The sequence below is a fragment of the Treponema sp. R8-4-B8 genome, assembly GCF_054786175.1.
Genome location: NZ_BDHE01000489.1, coordinates 163966 through 184552, shown reverse-complemented (window position 1 = coordinate 184552; position 20587 = coordinate 163966). Strand labels below are relative to the sequence as shown.

Below are 20587 nucleotides of genomic sequence, written 5' to 3'. Positions count from 1 at the left end.
CAAGCGGCATGGAGCGAGCCGACGTGTGCCGCTACCCCCAATATTTCGCCTCTTTAATGATGCTTCAAAATATTGAGACCCATTTAAAACCCCACGGCGACGGAAAGGGCGGAACGTATTTCGGCGCTACTGGCTGCGGCAAAACCCATATCATGCTGTACCTTAGCCGCCTGTTATCTTTGCGAAAAAACCGGACTGCTTTCTGAGCGGAACAATATTGTCTGCATTTCCGATGAAGCCCACAGGACGCAGACGAATGACGGCTCAAAATTAAAAATTATCTTGGAGGGCATTAAGAAAACTTACGGTTTTGCAAAATACATTAGGGATTCTTTTCCCAAGCAGAAAGCCATTGAAATACTTTTTTGTGAACTAATCTGTACGGCTTTTTTTACATGGTCAGCTGTTAGGCTCGCAATTACGCTTTTTGCAGTGGGAGTTTTTTCAACTTAACTGCCGCCTACAAATTCGCTATTCATAAATCTTCCTTCATCAAATTTGCCGTCAGGGTAGGTCATTTTTCCCAAGCCTGTTTGTTCTCCGTCAACCCAATCGCCTTCGTATACGCTGCCGTATATATATGTTAATTTTCCTTTGCCGTGGGGCTTGCCGTTGACTAAATCGCCTTCGTACACTGAGCCGTCTTTATATGTCACTTTTCCTTTGATGGTTTCTATCATAAAAATCTCCTTTACGTTTTTTCTGCCTTCAATTTTACCATAACCTTGCCTATTTGAATAGGGAATCGGGAGTAAATCTTCGGAATTTATTTCTTGATTCATGGGTAATTTAGTATTATTATAAATACAGGAGACAAAGATTTGAGTATCCATGAATCGGCGGAAATGTATCTGGAAACAATCCATGTTTTAGGCCTCAAGGGAAACCCCGTCCGCTCTATTGATATTGTGAACGAACTTGAATACTCAAAGCCGAGCGTAAGCGTCGCCATGAAAAACCTGAAAGCTCAGGGCTATATCGCTATAGATGATGAAGGGTATATAACACTGACCGCAAAGGGGCGCAAAATCGCGGAGACAATGTATGAACGGCATGTCGCTATTTCCGACTGGTTAATTTTTTTGGGAGTCGATAAAAAGACGGCGGTAAATGACGCCTGCAAAATGGAACACGCCATGAGCGAAAAAAGTTTTACCGCGATAAAGAAGCATATTGAAAACTTGCCGAACCCAAAAAAATGAGATGAATACGGCGTATAAATCGCTCTATTTTACTTCGATGTCAAATTGTACACTCCGTCCCATGTGTCTTTGGGCGGGCTACTTAAAAATTGTTTGCACCGATCAAGATAAATGCTTGAAGGGCTGTCATCGGGTATTATTGACATCGCCTCTTGGAAACCTTTTTCCGCTTGCGTCCAATCGCGTTTTTCAAAATAGTCAAGCGCTTCATGGAAAACTTGTACAAGTTTTTTTTGCTGTTCGCCGGCCTGATCCGCCATGTCTACAAGTTCGCAAAGACGCACAGGCTCATTGATGCCGACGACGCGCACGCGGTCAAGTTTCCTGTAAAGCAATGCGTCTCCTGTTTCGCGTACCGTATCTTCCGAGGCAAGTATCCATGTTCCGTATTGTTTGTTTACTCCCTCAAGACGCGCGGCGAGATTTACCGCGTTCCCCATAATCGTATAGTTCATCTTGTTGGCGGTACCCATGTTGCCCGCAACCATGAAACCGGTATTAACGCCTATGCGCGTTAAAAGAGGCGAGGGTGACAATTTTTGCTCCATGATTGTTTTGTTTAACTCAACTTCCAGCTTTCTCATTGTAATGGCAGAAACGCACGCCCTTAGAGCGTGATCGGCAAGGTCAAGAGGAGCGCCGAAGAACGCTATAATGGCGTCGCCTTCGTATTTGTCTATCGTGCCTTTTTCGGCAAGAATCACGTCGCTCATCGCGCTTAAATATTTATTTAACAGGCTTACAAGATCTTCAGGATCAAGTTTTTCGGAAATAGTTGAAAATCCTTTAACGTCCGTAAAAATAGCGGTCATGTGGCGTTTTGTGCCGCCCAACTGCAAGCGCGAAGGATCGGAAATAATTTCTTTTACCACGTCGCCTGAAACATAAGTGGAAAACGCCGTCCTGATAAAGTGCTTCTCTTTTTCAGAATGGGCGTAAGAAATTATTTCACGGATAATAATAGCGATAATCATCGACATTATTATTCCAAGCGGCCCAAGGAAAAATCCTGAAAAACGGAATATCAATACGGCGGCAATAAAGATGAACAATACCGCGCCAAATCCCAACGCCGCGCGGAAAACAGGCGCAAGGTTTTCCGTAAGTATGAAAAATAACGGGACAAAAATAAGCATAAAAATTATCTTCCAGATATTATCAAGGCAAACAATGAAAGATTTAGTAAGAATCGTATCCAGCACAACGCCGTGAGTGCCTACATTGATGTATTTGCCGTAAAAAGGATTCGCGCCATAGTCGGTAGTTCCCGTATCAACCCGGCCAATAATAACAAATTTATCATTTAAACTTTTTATATTATAATCGGTTATTTCCTTATAACGGGTCAGATTTACTTCAAGCGCGTTAAATAACGAAATGATATAATCGGCTTCATCTTCTATTGCGCCGGATAAATTCGGATTCTCTTCGATTAACTGGGCGCTGACCGTCTTTATCTTCGACACGGGATCATTCTTTAATACTTCACCTAACATTTCATAAGCTTGATTTCTATATTCAAGAAAAGCGTCAAAAGAATCATGGGAAGTGTTTTCCATCGCGTGATTTTTTAACTCGCGCGCCGCGTCAAGAAGCTGCGTCATATTGCTAAGAATAACCGGAATAGAAATTAATGAGCTGTCAATTTGTGAGAATAACATCATGTCTTCGGCGGCAAGAGCGCGGCTGTATTTTTCAATCTCCGCTTCCATTTCGTCTAACAAACTGAATTCCGCAAAGGATAGGTGGGTATAGCTGTCATTGTAATCTTTTTTTGGCCAGTCAAGCATCATCCTGCCTTTTGAATCCAGCGGGATAACTAAATCTTCAACTTTTTCGCCAGAAAGCCTCACCTGCTTAACTGTCAATTTGCGTTTTTCCAATAATATTTCCGGCCTGCCAAGATAATCTATCAATGGGGCAAAGGCAAGCTGCAAATACCAATGATCGTGCATATTCTGCGTCAGATAAATACGCCTTCTTACGCCGTCCTTATCAATTTCCACATTAGTATAACCGGCTCCCTTCGCGGCTGTAGCAAAAATCGGAAGGGCGGGTAAAATATCGATGGCCCCTTCCCCGCGAAACGCGTTAGGAGCGGCGTTTACAGGGTATGAAAAATGTTCTTCCGCGAGCGGGCGGCGTTCAGCCTGTTCGCCGTCCAGGGGATAAGCCCATAAATTGACCGTAGACCAGCTATTGCCATTCAATGCAATCGCCTGCGCCAAATAAATATCGTTATCGCGCGCGACGCTCTGGGCTTTGGAATAAAGTCCCGTTTTTTCCCTTTCTATCATATTGGAAAAATAATTCGCGTAATTTGAAAGATCGTTACGCGCCATACGCCCGGATCCAAACGCGGAAAAAATATCCTGCGCTGATGAATTGATTTCCGAGAAACTGCGCTCAAAATCGTTGGCAAGCCCCTGTTCAAGATAGAGGCTGTCTACTCCCTGAGGGCCGCGATCTATGTACTCTATATCGAAGATAACCGCCCTTGCGCCGTATTCTTTTAAACGCAAAAGACCGTCTGCGGTTATTGAGCGCGGCCACGGGAAAAAACCGTAATAAGCTATAGCCTGATCGTTTACATCAAGAAAGACAACGCTGTCTATATGCTCACGATTCGTCCGAAAGTGAAGAAAAAAGTCATAAAGTCTGTCTTCTATCGAAGTTAACGCGCCGATTAAATACAATAACGAAAACGCTGCCGCCGCAGCCAAACCAATAAGGGCATTTTTCCAATGTTTCATAGTTTATTTTACAATAAAACAGAGAAGAAATCAATTAACCAAAATATAACATGACTGCTTTAGACAGGTCAGACATTCGGCGTGGTCTGTTCCCCTTGCATTAATTTGTGTTTCCTTATATACCGCAACATAAAAAAAGTAGTCAATCCAAGTATAGTGATGAGCAGTGAAAGAATAAATTGTAATATCATATTATCCTCCTATAAACCATTTAATTATAATATCAATAAGACTAATTATACCAAAAACACTTATAAAAAGTACAAATGTTTCCAATACCCTAATAAATTTACTTGAAGGTCTTGGCATAATATCCAACATTTGCTGCATAATCTCATTTTGCCGTTTTAGCTGTGTCTCAAGTGTATTATTTATACTATTAAGCAATTCGTTCACATATAAATTATATGCCTTTTCTCTTTAATTGTACAGTAAAAGATCTTTCATTCAGGATAATTTACTATAATATTCAACTCGCCTTTATTTGACTGATATGTTGATGGGGTTCCTATATCCGCGCCGACAGGCGGTTGCACATGAATTGACTGCTCGGCGCTAACCGCGGGATTGGAGACGGTTCCGTCAATATTAGAGGAGCTTGTATTTCCGCCTGTAACAAGAACTCCCGCGCCGGATACGCCACTTAACAAAATTTTGCCTTCAATTCCAATTAAGTTACGGGTGTCCATCTCGAAAGTTGTGCCGCGGACGGAAGCTGTCACGCTGGGGCTCTGTACGTTAAGGTGAGTTTTTGTACCGGCGGGGGGCTTTACTTCGACTCTTACTCTTCCCGCCTGCAAATTAACGTTGACACTCTCGGTATTTTCCGCGGACTGTATTTCAGCAAGGGTTAGGCGCGTCAGCGGACGCACGGTAATAACAGAACTGCCAATTGCAATGATGGCGGTGCTTCTAAAACCTGTTGAAACAATTGTGTTGGAAGATACGGAGTCTCCCGCGGAAGCAGGGACAAAAGCGGACGAGCCTGAACGCTTTAATTCAACCTCGCCGGTTAATTCCCGAATAACGCCATTCTGGCAGAACGCTCCTGTAACAGCCAATGTGATAAAAATCGCCGTAAAAATAATCTTTTTCATTTTACTCCTCCAAAATTAATAACTATAATATTGACATAATAACGGTTAAATCAACGCGCCATTTTATTTTTTCTTCCGCTCCCGCGTCGCCAAGAGCCGGGAAAAACGCCCCGCCGCCCAAGTTAAATTGCAAATCAGAAGCGGGACTCCATGTTATCATGGCTGAAACTTCCGGACCCAAAAAATATCCTTTACTGTCAGTACTCACGGGGTAACTGTTAAAAGTTCCCCAATCGCCGCGTACAAAGTACGAAACTGTAAACAGGCCGCTCAGCGAATCGCTAAACTTTGATGAATAATTCAAAGAGAAAATTGAAAGCCCCGGTATTCTTGTTTTTAAAATGTACCCGTATTCTTTTCCGGCAATCGGGATAAATTCTGCAATGGTACTGTCTGTTCTGCCGCTTGTGATAACGCTTGTAAAAGAAAGCCTAGTGTTAAATTTGGACGGAAACAGCAGAAATAAGCCTATCTCTCCAGCAAACGCCACATTGAATTTTAGTTCGTCCGTAGCAGCCTGCGCGAATTCAACACTGCCTCCAATTTCCAAAAGGAAGTTACTAATTGGCATACCAGCTTTAAGAATTATATATTGACTATGGTATTTACTAACGGCGTCGTTTAAATCCGTCTGCCCGACAAAAGCGGCGTTCAAATGCATTACTTCGCCTATCGAAGGATGTTCCCACCCGATTGAAGAAATCACGCGTTTGGACGCGAAGTAAGTGTTGAAAAAATCGTCATAAACGACCGGCGTTGATACCTCTATTAATTCCGCGTCAGTCATCGCGATATTGGCTCTTTTTTTGTATTGAAGCCCCGTATACCACGCTCCGACACGGAAACTTCCAAAGCCTGAATTATATTGATATTGAATACCGTCAAAAAGACCATTCGCTATAAAAGCCAACGGATCGGAAAAATTAACGCGTCCTACCCTTAAACTTGAATCACCAAACCTCATGCTGAATTCGGTACGCAGAAGTTCCGGTATATAAAAAGGTTCTCCGTCATTTCCAACAGAAAATCCGGCGGAAATAATTAAATCTCCGTTGTCGCCTATCAGTGTTGAAAAACGGGGCAAAATGTTCACTTCAAAATCAAAAAGGTTATCTTCAGATATTGTGTTTCCAAGTCCGCCGTCCGCGTTTATCACAAGCCCAAAGTCATAGGCTGAAAGGGAGACGGGAAGCGTCAAAATCAATATTAAAAGTATTTTATATAAAAAGTTCTTCATTCTAGTTCTCCATCGCGAGAATTCTGGTTACATAGTAAAGGAGCTGTTCGCCGGACACTATCATAGAGGGGTCTGATCGGCCTTGAATAACATTAAGGTATGTTAATTGGCGGTAAGCGTAACGCGGACTTTTGGTAATGGCATACATAATACCACCTTTAATATTAAAAGAGCGCATTAAGAGCATGGAAATAAAATCAAGCCGCGCTGAATCATTGGAAGAAAGATTTTTTGGAAGCCAGTTTTGCTGAACCGCGTAATTAAAAGCTTCTTCGCTATTATCCGTCGCAAGCGCGTTAGCCGCCTCCAACACAAACCGCGCCGCATGCGCGTATGTTACGGTTTTGGAGTTTAAAAGAATCTCAATCTCCTGCGCGGTAGATTGGGTACGGGGATCTTGGCCAAACGCTGAAACAGCCGCTAAACATAGGATTAAAAAAATGCGCTTATTCAAATTGAGCATTATATTATCGTTATTTCTCCTTTACAAATCTAATATACACCAAAAATCAATTTTTGTGCCAACATATTAATCAATTTTTTTGATTTTTTGCCTATTTTTAATAGATTTTTGAATATTTAATTTTAAATATAAAATTACTACCTATGTTTCATTTTTTATTGACAAATTTTGAAAAATAACGAAAAATGGTAGTTGTATTTAAAATTAACTGTAAGTTTTTATAAAGGTCGGCATTTACCTTACCCTGACGATGCCGATAGGAGGGATTTAAAATGAATAATAAGCAAAGGGCAATAAACAAAATAAAAAAAGCGGCCTATCTATGCCTTGCGGCGCTGGCAATTTCCTGCCTTATATGCGCCTGTTTCACTGGCGAGGTTGGGGGAAACGCTTCTTTTTCAATTACCATCGGCGGCGGGGGGAGGGCGGCTTTCATGCCATGGGACCCTGATACCGACATTTCCCTTCTTATACATACCATAACCCTAACAGGCGGCCCTGGCCCGGATATACAGAAGAAAGGCATAATAGAGGGGGAAACCGCGCAATTTACAGTTGATCCCGGCCATTGGAAAATTACCGTACAGGCATATTTAAGTACGGTACTAAAAGCTGAGGGTTTTGCCAGCGTGAACTTAAAGCCCGGACCTAACGGCGCTGTTTCGATAACTATGGGGCAGCCGACTTTCGCAATAACCATGCAGAATGACGGCCACGGCACGGCAACAGCGGAGCCGAATCCCGCCGTTGAAGGCGAAACTGTTTATATTAACGCGGATCCCAAAGTCGGCTTTATGTTTGATAAATGGCAAGTTATAAGCGGCGACATAACGCTTTCCCACACGGATAAAAGCCCGGCGTCATTCACCATGCCGTCAGAACCAGTAAAAATAAAAGCCGTATTTATAGTAGTGCCGCCCAATACGCCTAACCTTTACATATTAGAAGAAGTAATATTCACGCCTGTTAAATTCGGTTATACCCAACCTGCGGCGATGACCGTTACGATACGCAACAGCGGCAATACCACTGCGAACGTATCAAGCATTACGCTTGGTGGCGCGAGTTTAGGTTCGTTTATCCTTGACGGGAATTTAACGCCAACCATCGCGGCTGGGGCAAGCGCGGTTTTCACCGTACAGCCAAAGAGCGGGCTTAACGCCGGAGACTACACAGCTAAGATCACAGCGAGCTATTCAGGCGGCGTTGTTACAGGCGCTACGGCAGAAATCGATGTGAGTTTTATTGTAAATAAAGCCGCCGGCGTAACGGTCGGCGCACCGACGCTCAATGCCAAAACACACAACAGTATCACTATTGGCGCTGTAACCGCTTCAAACGGGCAATCTGTCAAATACGCAATAAGTATTACAGATTCCGCCGCGTCTACAAGCGATTGGCAAGACTCTACATTTTTTACAAATCTTAATGCCGCGACAACTTACTACATCTTCGCGCGGGCGGAGGGAAACAACAACTATGAAACAGGCGCGGCAAGCGTCAGCCTGTCCGTTACTACGCCGCAAATCGGTTCATCGAAAATCATTTACTACTGGGTGGACGAACACGGCAACCTTGTAACTTCGGACGACGCGTTTACTGTAGCCGCCGGAGAAGATTTGGCCATAACCGCGAAGGCCGACGGTTATACCGTTAAGCAGTGGCATTTGGACGGCGTTAATACCGGTCAGAGCGAAGCAACATATTTTTTCTCAAGCTTGGAAGTCGGAAGTCATACCGTAGGATTGTTTGTTGAAAAAGACGGCAGGCTTTATAACACCAACATCACCGTAATAGTGCAGTAACAGGGGGAAAACAATGAGAAATGAACAATTAGCAATGAGCAATGAGAAGAGAACAATGAAAAGCGGGAAATACAGCGTGCTATTCGTGGCTGCGCTTGTGTGCGTTATGTTGCTGGACGCTTGCGTGGATAACTATGAGCAATCAATGATTCAAACGAAGGCTGAAAATCAAACGCAGGTAAAAGACGGTTACGGAAGAATAAAAATCAATTTAGTTGACGGCGAATCGGCGCATCAGAATGCGGAGCGGACAGTGTTTCCTTCAACGGTTTTTGACTCTTACGCGTATATTTTTACCAAAACAGACGGAGGCAGCGCGTTTTCAACCCCCGATAAAGACGGGTATTTTACCCTGGAAATTGGCAGTTATAAAGTGACTGTAAGCGCCTATAAAGACGGTAAGCCGGCGGCAACCGGGGAATCAGCAGAGTTTACCATAGCTCAAGGTGAAAACGGCGAGGTGCAAGTTTCTCTTACCGAAATAAACTCTTCGGAACAGGGCTTTTTTACGTACACCATTACCTACCCTGCTGACGCCGAGGCGGAAATTACCCTGAAGAAATGGCCGGATTTGGAAGTGGATTTATTAAACCCTGAACTCTTAGAAGACATGAACGGAAAACCGGTAACGCTGCCATTGGACCCCGGTTCTTACCTTTTTACCGTCCTTGTTAAAAAAGACTCGCGTTATATGGGAATAAGTGAAGCGGTGCAAATCTATCCTGCGGTTACCACCGAATACGGAAAAGAATTTATCGACAGCGATTTTCTCGTCCCCACTTTTGACTCCATCGAAGCTTTTGCGAACTGGTTAGACGGACAGCAAGAAAATGATGCAACAACACCATACATCGTTAAGCTGAACGTGGGCGCTCTTGGCGGTAATAAAACCAAAAGTGTTTTTGAAGCACTGCTTGACAACGATACCAAATACGTTAACCTTGATCTTTCCGGCAGTACCTTTACCAGCATTGAGGAAAATGCTTTTAGAAATCTTCACAACCTTACTAGCATAACCATACCGGACAGGGTTACCAGCATTGGAGAGCATGCTTTTGAATATTGCACCAACCTTACCAGCATTATTATACCAGACAGCGTTACAAGCATTGGAATTGATGCCTTTTATGAAACAGCATGGTTAGATAACCAGCTAGACGGTTTAGTGTATGCGGGAAAAGTAGCATACGCTTACAAAGGCACTATGCCTGAAAACACAAACATAACATTTCATGACGGCACAAAAGGAATTACTGGTTATGCTTTTTTCAAATGCAAAAACCTTACCAGCGTAAACATAACTAACAGCGTTACCAGTATTGGAGATTTCGCTTTTGCCGCTTGCACTGACCTTACCAGCGTAACTATAGGAAATGGTTTAATCAACATTGGAGAGAGGGCTTTTTCAGGTTGCACAAGCCTTACTGCAATAACGGTTGCCACTGGTAACACCGCATATAGCTTACATGACGGCGTATTGTATAACAAGAATATAACTACGTTAGTTGTATATCCGGCAGGAAAAACAGGCAGTACATTCATCATACCCGACAGCGTTAAAGACATTGGAGATTCTGCTTTTCACGATTGCACTAGCCTTACCAGCGTAACCATACCAAGCGGCGTTACCAGCATTGGAGAGTATGCTTTTGAAAATTGCACCAGCCTTACCAGCGTAACCTTTGCAATAGGGAGCAACATCGCAGACGCATATTTTGGAAGCGACGCATTTCCTACAGCAGGCAATGGAAACGGCAGCGACTACTTAAAGGATGCCTACTACAGTATGGGAAAAGCGGGAACGTATATCAGGGAAATCGATAACGTATGGTGGACAATTATTAATGGTGATGGCTCTTCGACAGACCCCTTCAGAGTTTACGACGAAGAAACTTTGCAAAGAATCGGCCGAAAGACAAGTAATAAATGGTATGGCGACTGGGACTTGGACAAGCATTACAAACAAACGACTGACATCACGCTGACTTCTGTTGCCCCTGGCGAAAGCAACTGGACGCCGATTGGCGCAGATGAGTACGACTTCCAAGGCGTCTATGACGGGGGAAACCATACCATCAGCAATATTACAATAAGCACAAGTAGTAGTTATCAGGGCTTGTTCGGTTATATAAATAACGACGCTATTGTAAAAAATGTCCGCATTGTCAACTGCAACATTATCGGTGGATCTATGGTCGGCGGCGTAGTAGGGTTTAATCAATTAAGTACGGTGCAAAACTGCTATGTCGAAGGTACTGTTTCAGGAACAGGCGCTGTCGGCGGCGTGGTAGGGAAGATCAATTATGGCACGGTGCAAGACTGCTGCTATTCCACCTCCACAGGTGCTGTTTCAGGCGCAGACGATAACGGGAGTGTCGGTGGCGTGGTGGGGTATAACAACGGTGGCACGGTGAAAAACTGCTACTCCACGGGCGCTGTTTCAGGAGGCTATTCTGTCGGTGGCGTGGTTGGATATAACAGCGGCACGGTACAAAACTGCTACGCTACAGGCAATGTTGAAGGACTTAGCCTATATATTGGTGGCGTGGTAGGACTTCTAGAGGGAGACAGTGTAATAGTGCAAAACTGTGTGGCACTGAACCTGTATATCAGCTATGGAGAATTTAATGAGCGTTTTGCGGGGAACAACCACGCCGGACTGACAAATAACTTCGGGCGGAGCGATATGACGAATGGCAATAATGATCCCTGGTCAAGCGACGCAGACGGAGTAGACGGTGAGAACATCACATGGGAACAATGGGGGAGTGAAACATGGTGGACTGGAACGGCGTTCTTTGACGCAGATGTGTGGGATTTTAGCGGCATTAACGCAACCAAATTGCCCAAGCTGAGAAATATACCGGCAGGGGTGCAGAACCCGGTGGTGCAACCGTTACCGTAAAAAATAGGGAAGGAGAGCGCGGTGTCTCTTATGACACCGCGTTTTAACATTATTTAGTGTCTGTCTATAAAGTCACAGTAATTCTCAATTTGGAAACTACAGAAGAATTTAACCACGGAGTACACGGAGTTACACGGAGTTTTGGTACAAAAATCATCTTTTTCCTCCGTGAAACTCCGTGTCCTCCGTGGTTTTTATTATTAATTTCCCTTAAACAAGGAATAGCTGGTAAAGTAACCGACTTTATAGACAGACACTATTTAACGCGCGAATTGCTTAATAGCGCTTGAAGATGTATGCCCAATAAAATCTTTAAGTACAGGCGGGCAGGCTGCGCGCGCTGTAAAAACATTTTTCGGGCGTTCCCCGCCGTAGAGACTTTGTAATAAAACAAAGAAAATTCAGAGAATAAAAGTTCGGCGACGAACCCTAGATAAAGTTTTCTTACTACCACTATTTAGTCGCTGGAAGGCTCACAGGCACAGCCAAACAAACGCACGGCGTAGCCGTGTGGATCAATAATGCCGCACGCTGAGAGCACCAAAAAATGCCGCAGTCCCCAATAAAAGCAAGGCCGCCTTTAGGTGGCCGCCAGTGCGACGCTCTTACGAAGTTTTTACAGCGTGCGCAGCCTGCCCGCCTGTACTAAATAAATTCTTTAGGCATACATCTTGTTATCACTTTTAAATAAGGTAAGGGAGCACCAGATGAGCAGGTAATTTTTTTATATAGGCATCTAATTGATGGAACCTTTAATACATGATATAATACAGACATGGATTTTCCTATTTTTTCAAAAAGATGTTTCTGGGAACAAGATTATACTAAATTAAATTTTGATACCAGTAAAAGGTACATAATTACAAGAGTAGTTAGCTATGGCAGTCAAAACGATTATATTGAATTATTTCGATATTATGGTTGGGATGTAATTAAGGAAGAAGTAGTAAACATTAATTATTTAAACAAAAAAATACTAAATTTTTTAAGTATTTTATTTAAAATAAGCAAAAAGAAATTTAGGGCTTATAATAATAGAGGTTTGTTTTGAAAATACATAAAAAGGGAATTAATGCTTTCTTGTGGGAAACATTACTAAAATATCAAAACGAACCTTTTTATAAAAATTTTCATTTGATAATATAATAGAAAATTTCAAAAAGAAATATGAAACTGAAAACCCACTTCATTATATAAGAAGTATGACTTATTTTGATGATGTTTCTCCGGATTCTTGGAAATCTATAAAAATGATTACAGAACCTTTTTCAATTAAAGAAGTAAAAAACACTTTAATAAAAAATGTACGAGATTATGAACGAAGAATGTTAAAAAAAAATACTTAGAAACAACACAAATAGCGGCAAACCTCTCAGTAAAAGTTCGCATGGGATTGTCGAAAAAGAAAAATGTAATTTTATTAATGATCATCACCCCACTTTAACAAACAAAAACAAAGTGCTATACTGTCGTCATGAAAACAAACCCTGTCGCGGATTATCTTGCCGCTGTAACGCCTGAAAAAATTGATTCGGGAATGTTGGCTTATATTTGCAATTTAATGGAAGTTGCAAAAGTTACGCCTGAAATTGCGTCTTCTATCGTACTGGAACTTGAAAATCAGAGGAAACGTGTAAAACTGATTGCAAGTGAAAATTACTGCTCCATGGCAGTTCAGTTGGCTATGGGCAACCTGTTAACCGACAAATACGCCGAGGGAGTTCCCAACCACCGTTTTTACGCGGGGAATGAAAATGTTGACGCCATCGAAACTTTAGCGGCGCGGGAGGCATGTGAACTTTTTGGAGCGCAATACGCTAATGTTCAGCCTCACTGCGGAGCGGACGCCAATTTGCTCGCATACTGGGCTATCTTAAGCACGCGCATTGAAAATCCGGCGCTGGAAAAATATGGCGAAACAAATCTTTACAAATTAACCGATTCCCAATGGAACGAACTAAGGGCTTCATTTGGAAACCAGCGCCTTTTGGGTCTTGATTACTATTCAGGCGGGCATTTAACACACGGTTACAGGCATAATCTTTCCGGGCGAATGTTCGATATTTACGGATATTCCGTATCCGCCAAAGACGGAATGTTAGATTACGATGAAATTGAAAAACAGGCGTTACAGGTGCGCCCGTTAATTTTATTGACAGGCTATTCCGCCTATCCGCGGAAAATAAATTTTAAGCGCATGAGGGAAATCGCTGATAAAGCCGGCGCGGTCTTCATGGTAGACATGGCTCACTTTGCGGGTCTTGTCGCGGGCAAAGTTTTTACGGGCGAATATGATCCTGTTCCCTGGGCGCATGTCGTAACCAGCACCACGCATAAAACCCTGCGCGGCCCGCGGGCGGGAATCGTACTCTCCACAAGCGAATTTGCGGAAGCGCTGGACAAAGGCTGCCCTTTGACAATGGGCGGCCCTCTCCCCCACATAATAGCCGCAAAAGCGGTCGCTCTCCGAGAAGCCGCCGCTCCTGAATTCAAACAGTACGCGCAAAAAATTGTAGACAACTGTAAAGCTCTCGCAGCCTCCTGCATGAAAAACGGGCTAGACGTTTTAACAGGCGGCACGGACAACCACCTTTTACTGGTAAACGTACACAACGCCGGCCTAACGGGCAGACAGGCGGAAAGCGCCCTTCACGAATGTCGCATAACGCTTAACCGCAACAGCCTCCCGCGAGATCCCAATGGCCCGTGGTACACGTCTGGAATCAGAATTGGAACCGCAGCCGTTACAACTCTTGGAATGGGAGAGGCGGAAATGACGGAACTAGGCGAATTAATAGCGAAAGTTATTAAGAGCACAACGCAGGCGCAAGACGCGAAAGACCCGGCAAAAAAGAGCAAGGCAAAGTATACTGTGAGCGAGTCCGTAAAGAGCGAAGTTCACGCGAGAGTGAAAACGTTATTAGAGCGGTATCCTGTGTACCCTCAGCTTGACCTTGATTTTTTGAAAAATAATTTTTGCAATTAGCAAGAAGCAATTAGCAGTGAGCAAGGAGCAGTGTCGTTGTAAGTTAGCTTTACGTGTTGCAACTAGCTATGCTTGCTAACCTCGCTCACTGCTCACTGCTCACTGCTCACTGCTAATTGCTCACTGTCTTGTCTTTCTCTTTTATAAACGCTACGAAAATGTCAAAAAGGATTAAATCTAACTTATGGTGTTTATTTATAAATTCATCACGCATCATTTTTATGGCTTCTTTATATGACATTGGATGACGATAAGCGCGGTGAGGATCCGTAAGGCTGTCAAATACGTCTATAATTTCCAGCACTTTAGCGGGAAAATAAGCTAGAACTTGAAAATCCAAAACAGGCTCCAATTCGTATCCAATGCAAAAATCCTGTCTGGCGATGGGATTATCTTTTTTATACCTCGCGAAATACGCGCGGAAAAACCCGTAACCGTCGGGATCGCCGTAATATTCATGATGATACCCTATAATAAGACTTGCTTCCTTTGGGTAATTTGTTTTGCTAATAACGTAATTATAACCCTGCTTTACATGATCAATTACTATATTGCGGTTATAAGAAGCTGCGCCTTCGTGGTATTCCACGGCGGACGCTTTCCCAACATCATGAATAAGAAAACCTACCGCCCACTTTAGGAAAAGATCCGGCTCAATAGCCCTCATGCCGCCGTAAAAAACACGTTCCAGATTAATATCATCAGGATTAATATGCGGGAGCAGAAAATGATAAAATTGGCTGTATTTAACGGCAAAATTCACACGCAGCCTTTGAATTGAGCTGGACGTTGAAACAAGTTTGTTATAATAAGAAAGAAACGCGACACCGTTAAGGAATACGCGGGTCATGTGTTGAATAACAGTGCCGTTGGATTTTTTTACCATTGTATTCATCAATTCGTTTTGAAAAATATTTTCCGATATTAACCATGCGGACGATTTTACCATTTCGCAGGTAGAATCAACAAGGCCTTGAGTGAGTTTTTTGGCTTCATTATCGGCGTGGTAAATGGCGTTTTCCAGCGCCGCGCGGTTTATTAACGCGGCGGACTTGGTCGTATCTACAAGAGCTTCGACAACTACCGCTTCCGTTCTATCCTTTTGCGCGTAAATTTTATCCAGCCTATCCTTATCTTCATTAAGCCGTTCAACCTGCTCTTTTGGGGACATTTCAAGATAGGTTTTGTATTCGCTGCCAAAACCCACTTCAATTTCATCTTCAGTCGCCTCGTCTAATTCTTCCAGCACTTCGTCTTTTTCATCAGTTTTTTTAACAGGCTTTTCATCAGGCTTTTGAACGTCCTTATTCCAAACGGCTGGTTTAATAAGAGCTTTTTCTTTTAGTTTGTAATAGTCGTCCGAAGTTAAATAATACTCCCATGCTCCGTTGTGTACCTGCCAAAAATTTTCACTGTTGTCATATAGGGTTTTAAAAGGCATAAGCCGGCTTTTTTTTGTGTCTTGTTTAACGCATAAGATGGGAATTTCATCTTCTAAAATAATATCAACATATTTTTTATTAACCCCCTTGCCGTCGTCTAAAGATAAAACTTCAGAAAGGGGAATACTGTCTTCTTTTTCCGCCATATGCTAATAATACAAGCATTTATGAGGATAAACAAGATAAATTATGGTTAAAAATATTGATTAATGACAGGTTTTTACTGCTGTCTGGCTTTTTCCGTTATTTCGGCAATAATTCTGTCCGCCTCATCGTAGGTAACTTGGCAAGTGCCGACCTGTTTATGGCCGCCGCCGCCGTAATAAAGCAGCATAGAACCTACATCCGTGGTAGATGAGCGGTTTATTATGCTATGGCCGACAGTAATGGCGACATTGGATTTATTACGCCCGTCTACAATCCAGACGGAAATATTCTGTTCGGGATAAAGCGTGTAGATGATAAACCTGTTACCGGCATAAATGGTTTCCACGTCCCTAAGGTCAACCTTTATGATGTTACCAATGACGGTGGCATGACTCTTGACCATCTGAATAAAAAGTTCTTTTTGCTGATAATACAATTCAAGGCGTTCTTTTACATCGGGCATTTCCAATATTTCGTGAATATTTTTTTCAGAACACGCTTTCGCGAGGGATGTCATCAAATCATAATTGCTTATGGTAAAATTCCTGAAGCGGCCAAGACCCGTGCGGGGATCCATAATAAAGCCCAATAAAATCCAGCCTTTTGGATCCATAATTTCATCCGCGAAAAGATCGCCTGAGTCCACTTTATCGACATAGTGGATCATTTCCGCGAATTTTCCAAGTTTAGCGTCACCGCCGTAATATTCATAAACAACACGGGCGCAGCTTGGAGCCCGTTTTGATACGCCTTCAAAATAAGCGCCTTTGCCTAAACGCTCGGATTCGCTGGAATGATGATCAAACCAGAGTTTACAGCCTTTAATATAGGGAATATTAGCCAAAATATCATTATCTGTGGCTTCAACAAGACCATCCTGAATATCTTTGGGATGAACAAATTTCCAATCATTAATAAGTCCTAAATAGGATAACAACGCTCCGCAAGCCAGACCGTCAAAGTCTGATCTGGTTAATAACCTCATATTGAACCACCCCTTAATAAAATATAAAGCCTTTAATAAATTCGGCAATCTATCTATATTATATATCAATTATAATGAAAAAGAAACAAAAAAGCCAGAGAAAATATAACTATTGGCTTAAAGTTCCTTGTCCAGCCTGCCGGAAAACCAGTTTATAACAGCCTGCGCCCTGTTGTTGAATGAAGCGGTGATCTTGTCGGAAAAACCGGGCAAATAGGCGGCTTTTGCCATAGAAGCGGCATAAATTAGAATTGTGTCCCCGCAGTCAAAAACCGCCATTACCGAACGCAGATTGCCCTTGCCGATTACCGGAATAATTCCATAGTTTAAAGACGTTATATTTTCCTGAGTGAAAAAAACAGAATCCCTGTTATTTTCATAGTCGTAGCGGTAAATATTGTCGCCAAAAGTCAGGTCTTTTTGCCTTGCAAAAACAGTCAAAGTGGCGGGAATCTGCGAGAAAACAGGGTCAGAGAGCGGTTTTTTGGATGTGGGGCTGTCTATTATGCTTGAATAATCATAAAAAGTACGCATCGCTCCACGGCTGTAAGAATAGTACTGAATTCCCGTCAAGGTACTAATAGCGGTTATTTGATTATAAACTTTTACTTTTTGCCTTTCATCCCAATCGCTGGAATCAGTCTTTAAATGCGAAGGTTTTATGTACAGGTAAAGGGCTTCTATCAACATATTGGGATTAAGCTGATTCATGACTCCTGTTATATATTGGCGCAAATAATTATGATTAGGCAATAATTCGGGCGCGGGGTTTTTTAATTGCGCTTTAATTATCCGCCCCTGTTCAAGGCTATGAAGCTGCGACGCGCGGTCAGTCAAACCTTCAAGCGGTATGGAAAAAGCGCTTACAGCGAATGAGAAAATGTAAATTAAAGCTAAAATATGTTTCATGGTTAATCGCAGTTTCTAAAAACTATTGTTTTTAAGACTCCTTAAATTATTTAAGCCCGCGGTAAAAAACGCGCACCTGCTTATATAAACCATCTCCTTCGCTTTTAGTTTCAACGTCGCTTATGTCATTTAAGGTGGTATGGATTAGCCACCTGTCGAAGGGATTCATCGGCTCAAGCAGAATAGAGCCTTTGCTTTCGCGGACTTTTTCAGCCACATTGTAGGCAAGGCGCACAAGGGACTCTTCCCTGCGGATACGGTAATTTTCAGTATCCAGAATTACGCGGACATCTTCCTTGCCCAAACGGCCCGCATAGATGTTTAAGAGCAACTGGAGCGCGTCAAGGTTCTTGCCTTTCTTGCCGATTAAAATTGACGAATGAGCGGAATCAATTTTAATTCCAAGTTTGTGTCTTTCACGGAAAAGAACGGTAACGGTTCCCGGATAGCCCATGCGCTCGATAAGCCCGCTTGTAAATTCAACCATTTTCGTTTCAAAGTCATTCGCGGGCGCAGGTTCTCCAAAGACCGCCTTGCCAGCGGATTTGCCAATTCTTTCCTTCTCCATATCACCGGTATCCGAAGCGCGAGGTTTTGATTTGGAAGTAACTCCAAAATTACCTACATGAACCCTGATACGGACTAAACCTTTCTTGAACAAACCGCTTTTTTGGGTCTCAAGAATTTCAACGTCAAAATCGTCTTTTTCAAGACCAAGTTCTCCCGCAGCCCTGTCTATCGCTTCTTTTTCGGTGCGGCCTTCAAATTCAAACTCCATTTATATCTCCTTATTTTAAAAGTTCTTCTTTTTCTTTTTACCGGGCGCGATTTTCGGCTCCGGTTCCATCTGCGGTTCCGCGGCCTTCTTGGCAATAATGTACTTATTTATTATTATCTGCTGAACCAATGTAAGAAGGTTGGAAAAAATCCAGTATATCAGCAATCCCGACGGCACATTGTACAGTACAAAGAAAAATACTAATGGCATGACGTATAACATCATCTTCATCTGGCTGTTAGACTGCTGTCAGGGCATTTGCGTAACTTTTCCGTAGATTAACTGGGAGCCTACATAGATAAACGGCAACGCCCTTAACGCCGTCCAGCCTAAAAGAGGCACTTTAAAACCATCGGGGAATTTTACAATATATTCGGGAAGGGAAAGATCGGGAATCCAGCCGGGGATAAATCCCGCCCCGCGCATATCAAAGTGGTTGCTAAAGAGCTGGTACATGGCGATAAATATTGGGAATTGGAGCAGCATGGGAAGGCATCCTGAAAGAGGGTTGTAACCTTCCTGTTTGTACAAATTAGCCATTTCCGTATTTAATTTTTGCGTATTATTTTTATATTTTTCCTGTAATTCCTTTATTCTGGGCGAAAGAGCCTGCATCCGCAATGTGGCTTCTGATCCTTTTTTGGTTAACGGGAAGAAAACAATTTTAATGAACAATGTAAGAATAATTATCGCGACGCCGTAATTGGGAGTAATTTTATAAAAAATAACAAGCAGCCATTTTAACAGTTTTTCTATAGGCGATAAAATTGCCATCCCCGAATTTGCCACATCCATAAGATTTGCGTCTTTAATGCCAAATTCATTTTTTCCCGTATTGTAAACTGAAAGCGCTTCATGGGTTTTAGGCCCTAAATAAAAACGGTAATTATCCTCTACCTTAGAAACGCTTGCCGCGGGACGGATGATATTTAAACGGGAAGCCGACGGAATCCCCGGTTCCGCTTTTTCTGAAAAGTTCAACGTATACTGCGCGAGATACGGAATTGCGATAAAAGTAAAATACTTGCCGGAAATCGAAGCCCACGCGGGACGGGTTTCGATAATGTCGTTGACTTTGGCGTTTTTGCGTTTGCCGTTGACAAACGTAAAGTACTGCCTGTAATCATAATAACGATCGAGTTTTTCAAACGGGGGGCCCATCTGCGGCCCGAAAGACAAAGTATACGCGTTACCCGAAAAATTAAAGCCCTGTAAAGAAAACCCTCCGTCCAGAGTCACTTTTAATTCAAACATATAATCGGCGGGTTTAAATTCGTAATGCTTTGTCAGGCGGAATTTGCCATTTTCGCCGGAAGCCGTGGGGGCCGAAAAATCACGGTAAAATTCAACTATATACTCCGATATACGGTTTACATGAAAATTTGACGTAACCGGCGGAGCGTCAGGAGCGCCAAACGCCAGTGAAAAAGCATGTGCCTCTTTGTTTCCTGAAAGAAGCAAATCTACGTCAGTATTATTCCTTTTATCCTTCCATTTAAAGGAAACCATATCGCCGCCTGAGTTAGTTAAAACAGCGGTAAACAATTCCGTATCAACCGTTACCCTTTCCAGTGGAATTTGCAATTCCATCGGCGCGGATTCCTGTTGATCAAGAACGGGTGTCGCTTCACTAACGACTGGCGGCGCGGATATTACCGAGCTATCTCCTTGATTGCCGCTATTGCCTTGATCGCCTTGCTGCGCCGTCTGTTGCTCCTGCGCCGTCTGCGATTTATCGGTCTCAACCGCCGTTACAGCCGATTGTTGCGATTCAACAATAGCCTGTTGCTTCTTTGTCGCATAGTACCCCTGCATTACAAACGAAACTATTAACACAATGGTACACAGCACCACAGCCAAAACAGTATTTTTATCCAT

General features: G+C 42.9%; 16 protein-coding genes and 1 pseudogene. 7 read left to right on the top strand and 10 right to left on the bottom strand.

All coding sequences use genetic code 11. From position 1 onward, the window contains the following. The first annotated feature begins 8 nt into the window (after positions 1 to 8). A complete protein-coding gene (locus ACYVRA_RS16080) occupies positions 9 to 206 on the top strand; it encodes a hypothetical protein (RefSeq protein ID WP_461253747.1) in 198 nt (65 codons plus the stop codon). Positions 207 to 449: 243 nt separating this feature from the next. On the opposite strand, the gene ACYVRA_RS16075 is transcribed toward ACYVRA_RS16080, so the two are convergent. Further along, complete coding sequence (locus ACYVRA_RS16075) at positions 450 to 782, bottom strand: hypothetical protein (RefSeq protein WP_461253746.1); 333 nt, start codon at positions 780 to 782, stop codon at positions 450 to 452. Positions 783 to 821: 39 nt separating this feature from the next. Between ACYVRA_RS16075 and ACYVRA_RS16070 the strand changes: the two genes are divergently transcribed. Next, positions 822 to 1202: a metal-dependent transcriptional regulator gene (locus ACYVRA_RS16070; protein WP_461253745.1), complete on the top strand. Its 381-nt coding sequence runs from the start codon at positions 822 to 824 to the stop codon at positions 1200 to 1202. A gap of 29 nt (positions 1203 to 1231) precedes the next feature. On the opposite strand, the gene ACYVRA_RS16065 is transcribed toward ACYVRA_RS16070, so the two are convergent. The 4 genes from ACYVRA_RS16065 to ACYVRA_RS16050 form a co-directional block, all read right to left on the bottom strand. Continuing rightward, positions 1232 to 3955, bottom strand: coding sequence for a CHASE2 domain-containing protein (locus ACYVRA_RS16065; RefSeq protein ID WP_461253744.1), 2724 nt, complete (start codon positions 3953 to 3955; stop codon positions 1232 to 1234). Between the two features lie 443 nt (positions 3956 to 4398). Further along, complete coding sequence (locus ACYVRA_RS16060) at positions 4399 to 5052, bottom strand: FecR domain-containing protein (protein WP_461253743.1); 654 nt, start codon at positions 5050 to 5052, stop codon at positions 4399 to 4401. 22 nt (positions 5053 to 5074) lie between these two features. Further along, positions 5075 to 6289, bottom strand: a complete 1215-nt coding sequence (locus ACYVRA_RS16055; RefSeq protein WP_461253742.1) for a hypothetical protein — start codon at positions 6287 to 6289, stop codon at positions 5075 to 5077. A gap of 1 nt (position 6290) precedes the next feature. Then, the gene (locus tag ACYVRA_RS16050) at positions 6291 to 6743 is read right to left on the bottom strand and encodes a hypothetical protein (protein ID WP_461253741.1); all 453 of its coding nucleotides are present in this window, start codon (positions 6741 to 6743) and stop codon (positions 6291 to 6293) included. A gap of 281 nt (positions 6744 to 7024) precedes the next feature. Between ACYVRA_RS16050 and ACYVRA_RS16045 the strand changes: the two genes are divergently transcribed. The 5 genes from ACYVRA_RS16045 (at position 7025) to ACYVRA_RS16025 (ending at position 14448) form a co-directional block, all read left to right on the top strand. After that, entirely contained in the window at positions 7025 to 8557 is a 1533-nt protein-coding gene (locus ACYVRA_RS16045; RefSeq protein WP_461253740.1) for an InlB B-repeat-containing protein, read from the top strand. 13 nt (positions 8558 to 8570) lie between these two features. Further along, on the top strand, positions 8571 to 11462 hold the full coding sequence (locus ACYVRA_RS16040) for a leucine-rich repeat domain-containing protein (protein WP_461253739.1): 2892 nt from the start codon (positions 8571 to 8573) through the stop codon (positions 11460 to 11462). An 89-nt stretch (positions 11463 to 11551) separates the two neighbouring features. Beyond that, positions 11552 to 11752, top strand: coding sequence for a hypothetical protein (locus ACYVRA_RS16035; RefSeq protein WP_461253738.1), 201 nt, complete (start codon positions 11552 to 11554; stop codon positions 11750 to 11752). Between the two features lie 485 nt (positions 11753 to 12237). Next, positions 12238 to 12513 (top strand): DUF6922 domain-containing protein, encoded by a 276-nt coding sequence (locus ACYVRA_RS16030; protein ID WP_461253737.1) that lies wholly within the window; start codon positions 12238 to 12240, stop codon positions 12511 to 12513. Positions 12514 to 12936: 423 nt separating this feature from the next. Continuing rightward, positions 12937 to 14448, top strand: a complete 1512-nt coding sequence (locus ACYVRA_RS16025; RefSeq protein WP_461253736.1) for a glycine hydroxymethyltransferase — start codon at positions 12937 to 12939, stop codon at positions 14446 to 14448. Positions 14449 to 14560: 112 nt separating this feature from the next. Here the strand turns inward: ACYVRA_RS16025 and ACYVRA_RS16020 are convergent, their stop codons facing one another. The 5 genes and pseudogenes from ACYVRA_RS16020 to yidC form a co-directional block, all read right to left on the bottom strand. Then, on the bottom strand, positions 14561 to 16036 hold the full coding sequence (locus tag ACYVRA_RS16020; protein ID WP_461253735.1) for an HD-GYP domain-containing protein: 1476 nt from the start codon (positions 16034 to 16036) through the stop codon (positions 14561 to 14563). Positions 16037 to 16110: 74 nt separating this feature from the next. After that, positions 16111 to 17022, bottom strand: coding sequence for an exopolyphosphatase (locus ACYVRA_RS16015; RefSeq protein WP_461253734.1), 912 nt, complete (start codon positions 17020 to 17022; stop codon positions 16111 to 16113). Between the two features lie 117 nt (positions 17023 to 17139). Then, positions 17140 to 17931, bottom strand: coding sequence for a DUF6675 family protein (locus ACYVRA_RS16010; protein ID WP_461253733.1), 792 nt, complete (start codon positions 17929 to 17931; stop codon positions 17140 to 17142). A gap of 46 nt (positions 17932 to 17977) precedes the next feature. Further along, on the bottom strand, positions 17978 to 18709 hold the full coding sequence (jag, locus tag ACYVRA_RS16005) for an RNA-binding cell elongation regulator Jag/EloR (protein WP_461253732.1): 732 nt from the start codon (positions 18707 to 18709) through the stop codon (positions 17978 to 17980). Positions 18710 to 18724: 15 nt separating this feature from the next. Then, positions 18725 to 20587, bottom strand: a pseudogene (gene yidC, locus ACYVRA_RS16000) (membrane protein insertase YidC).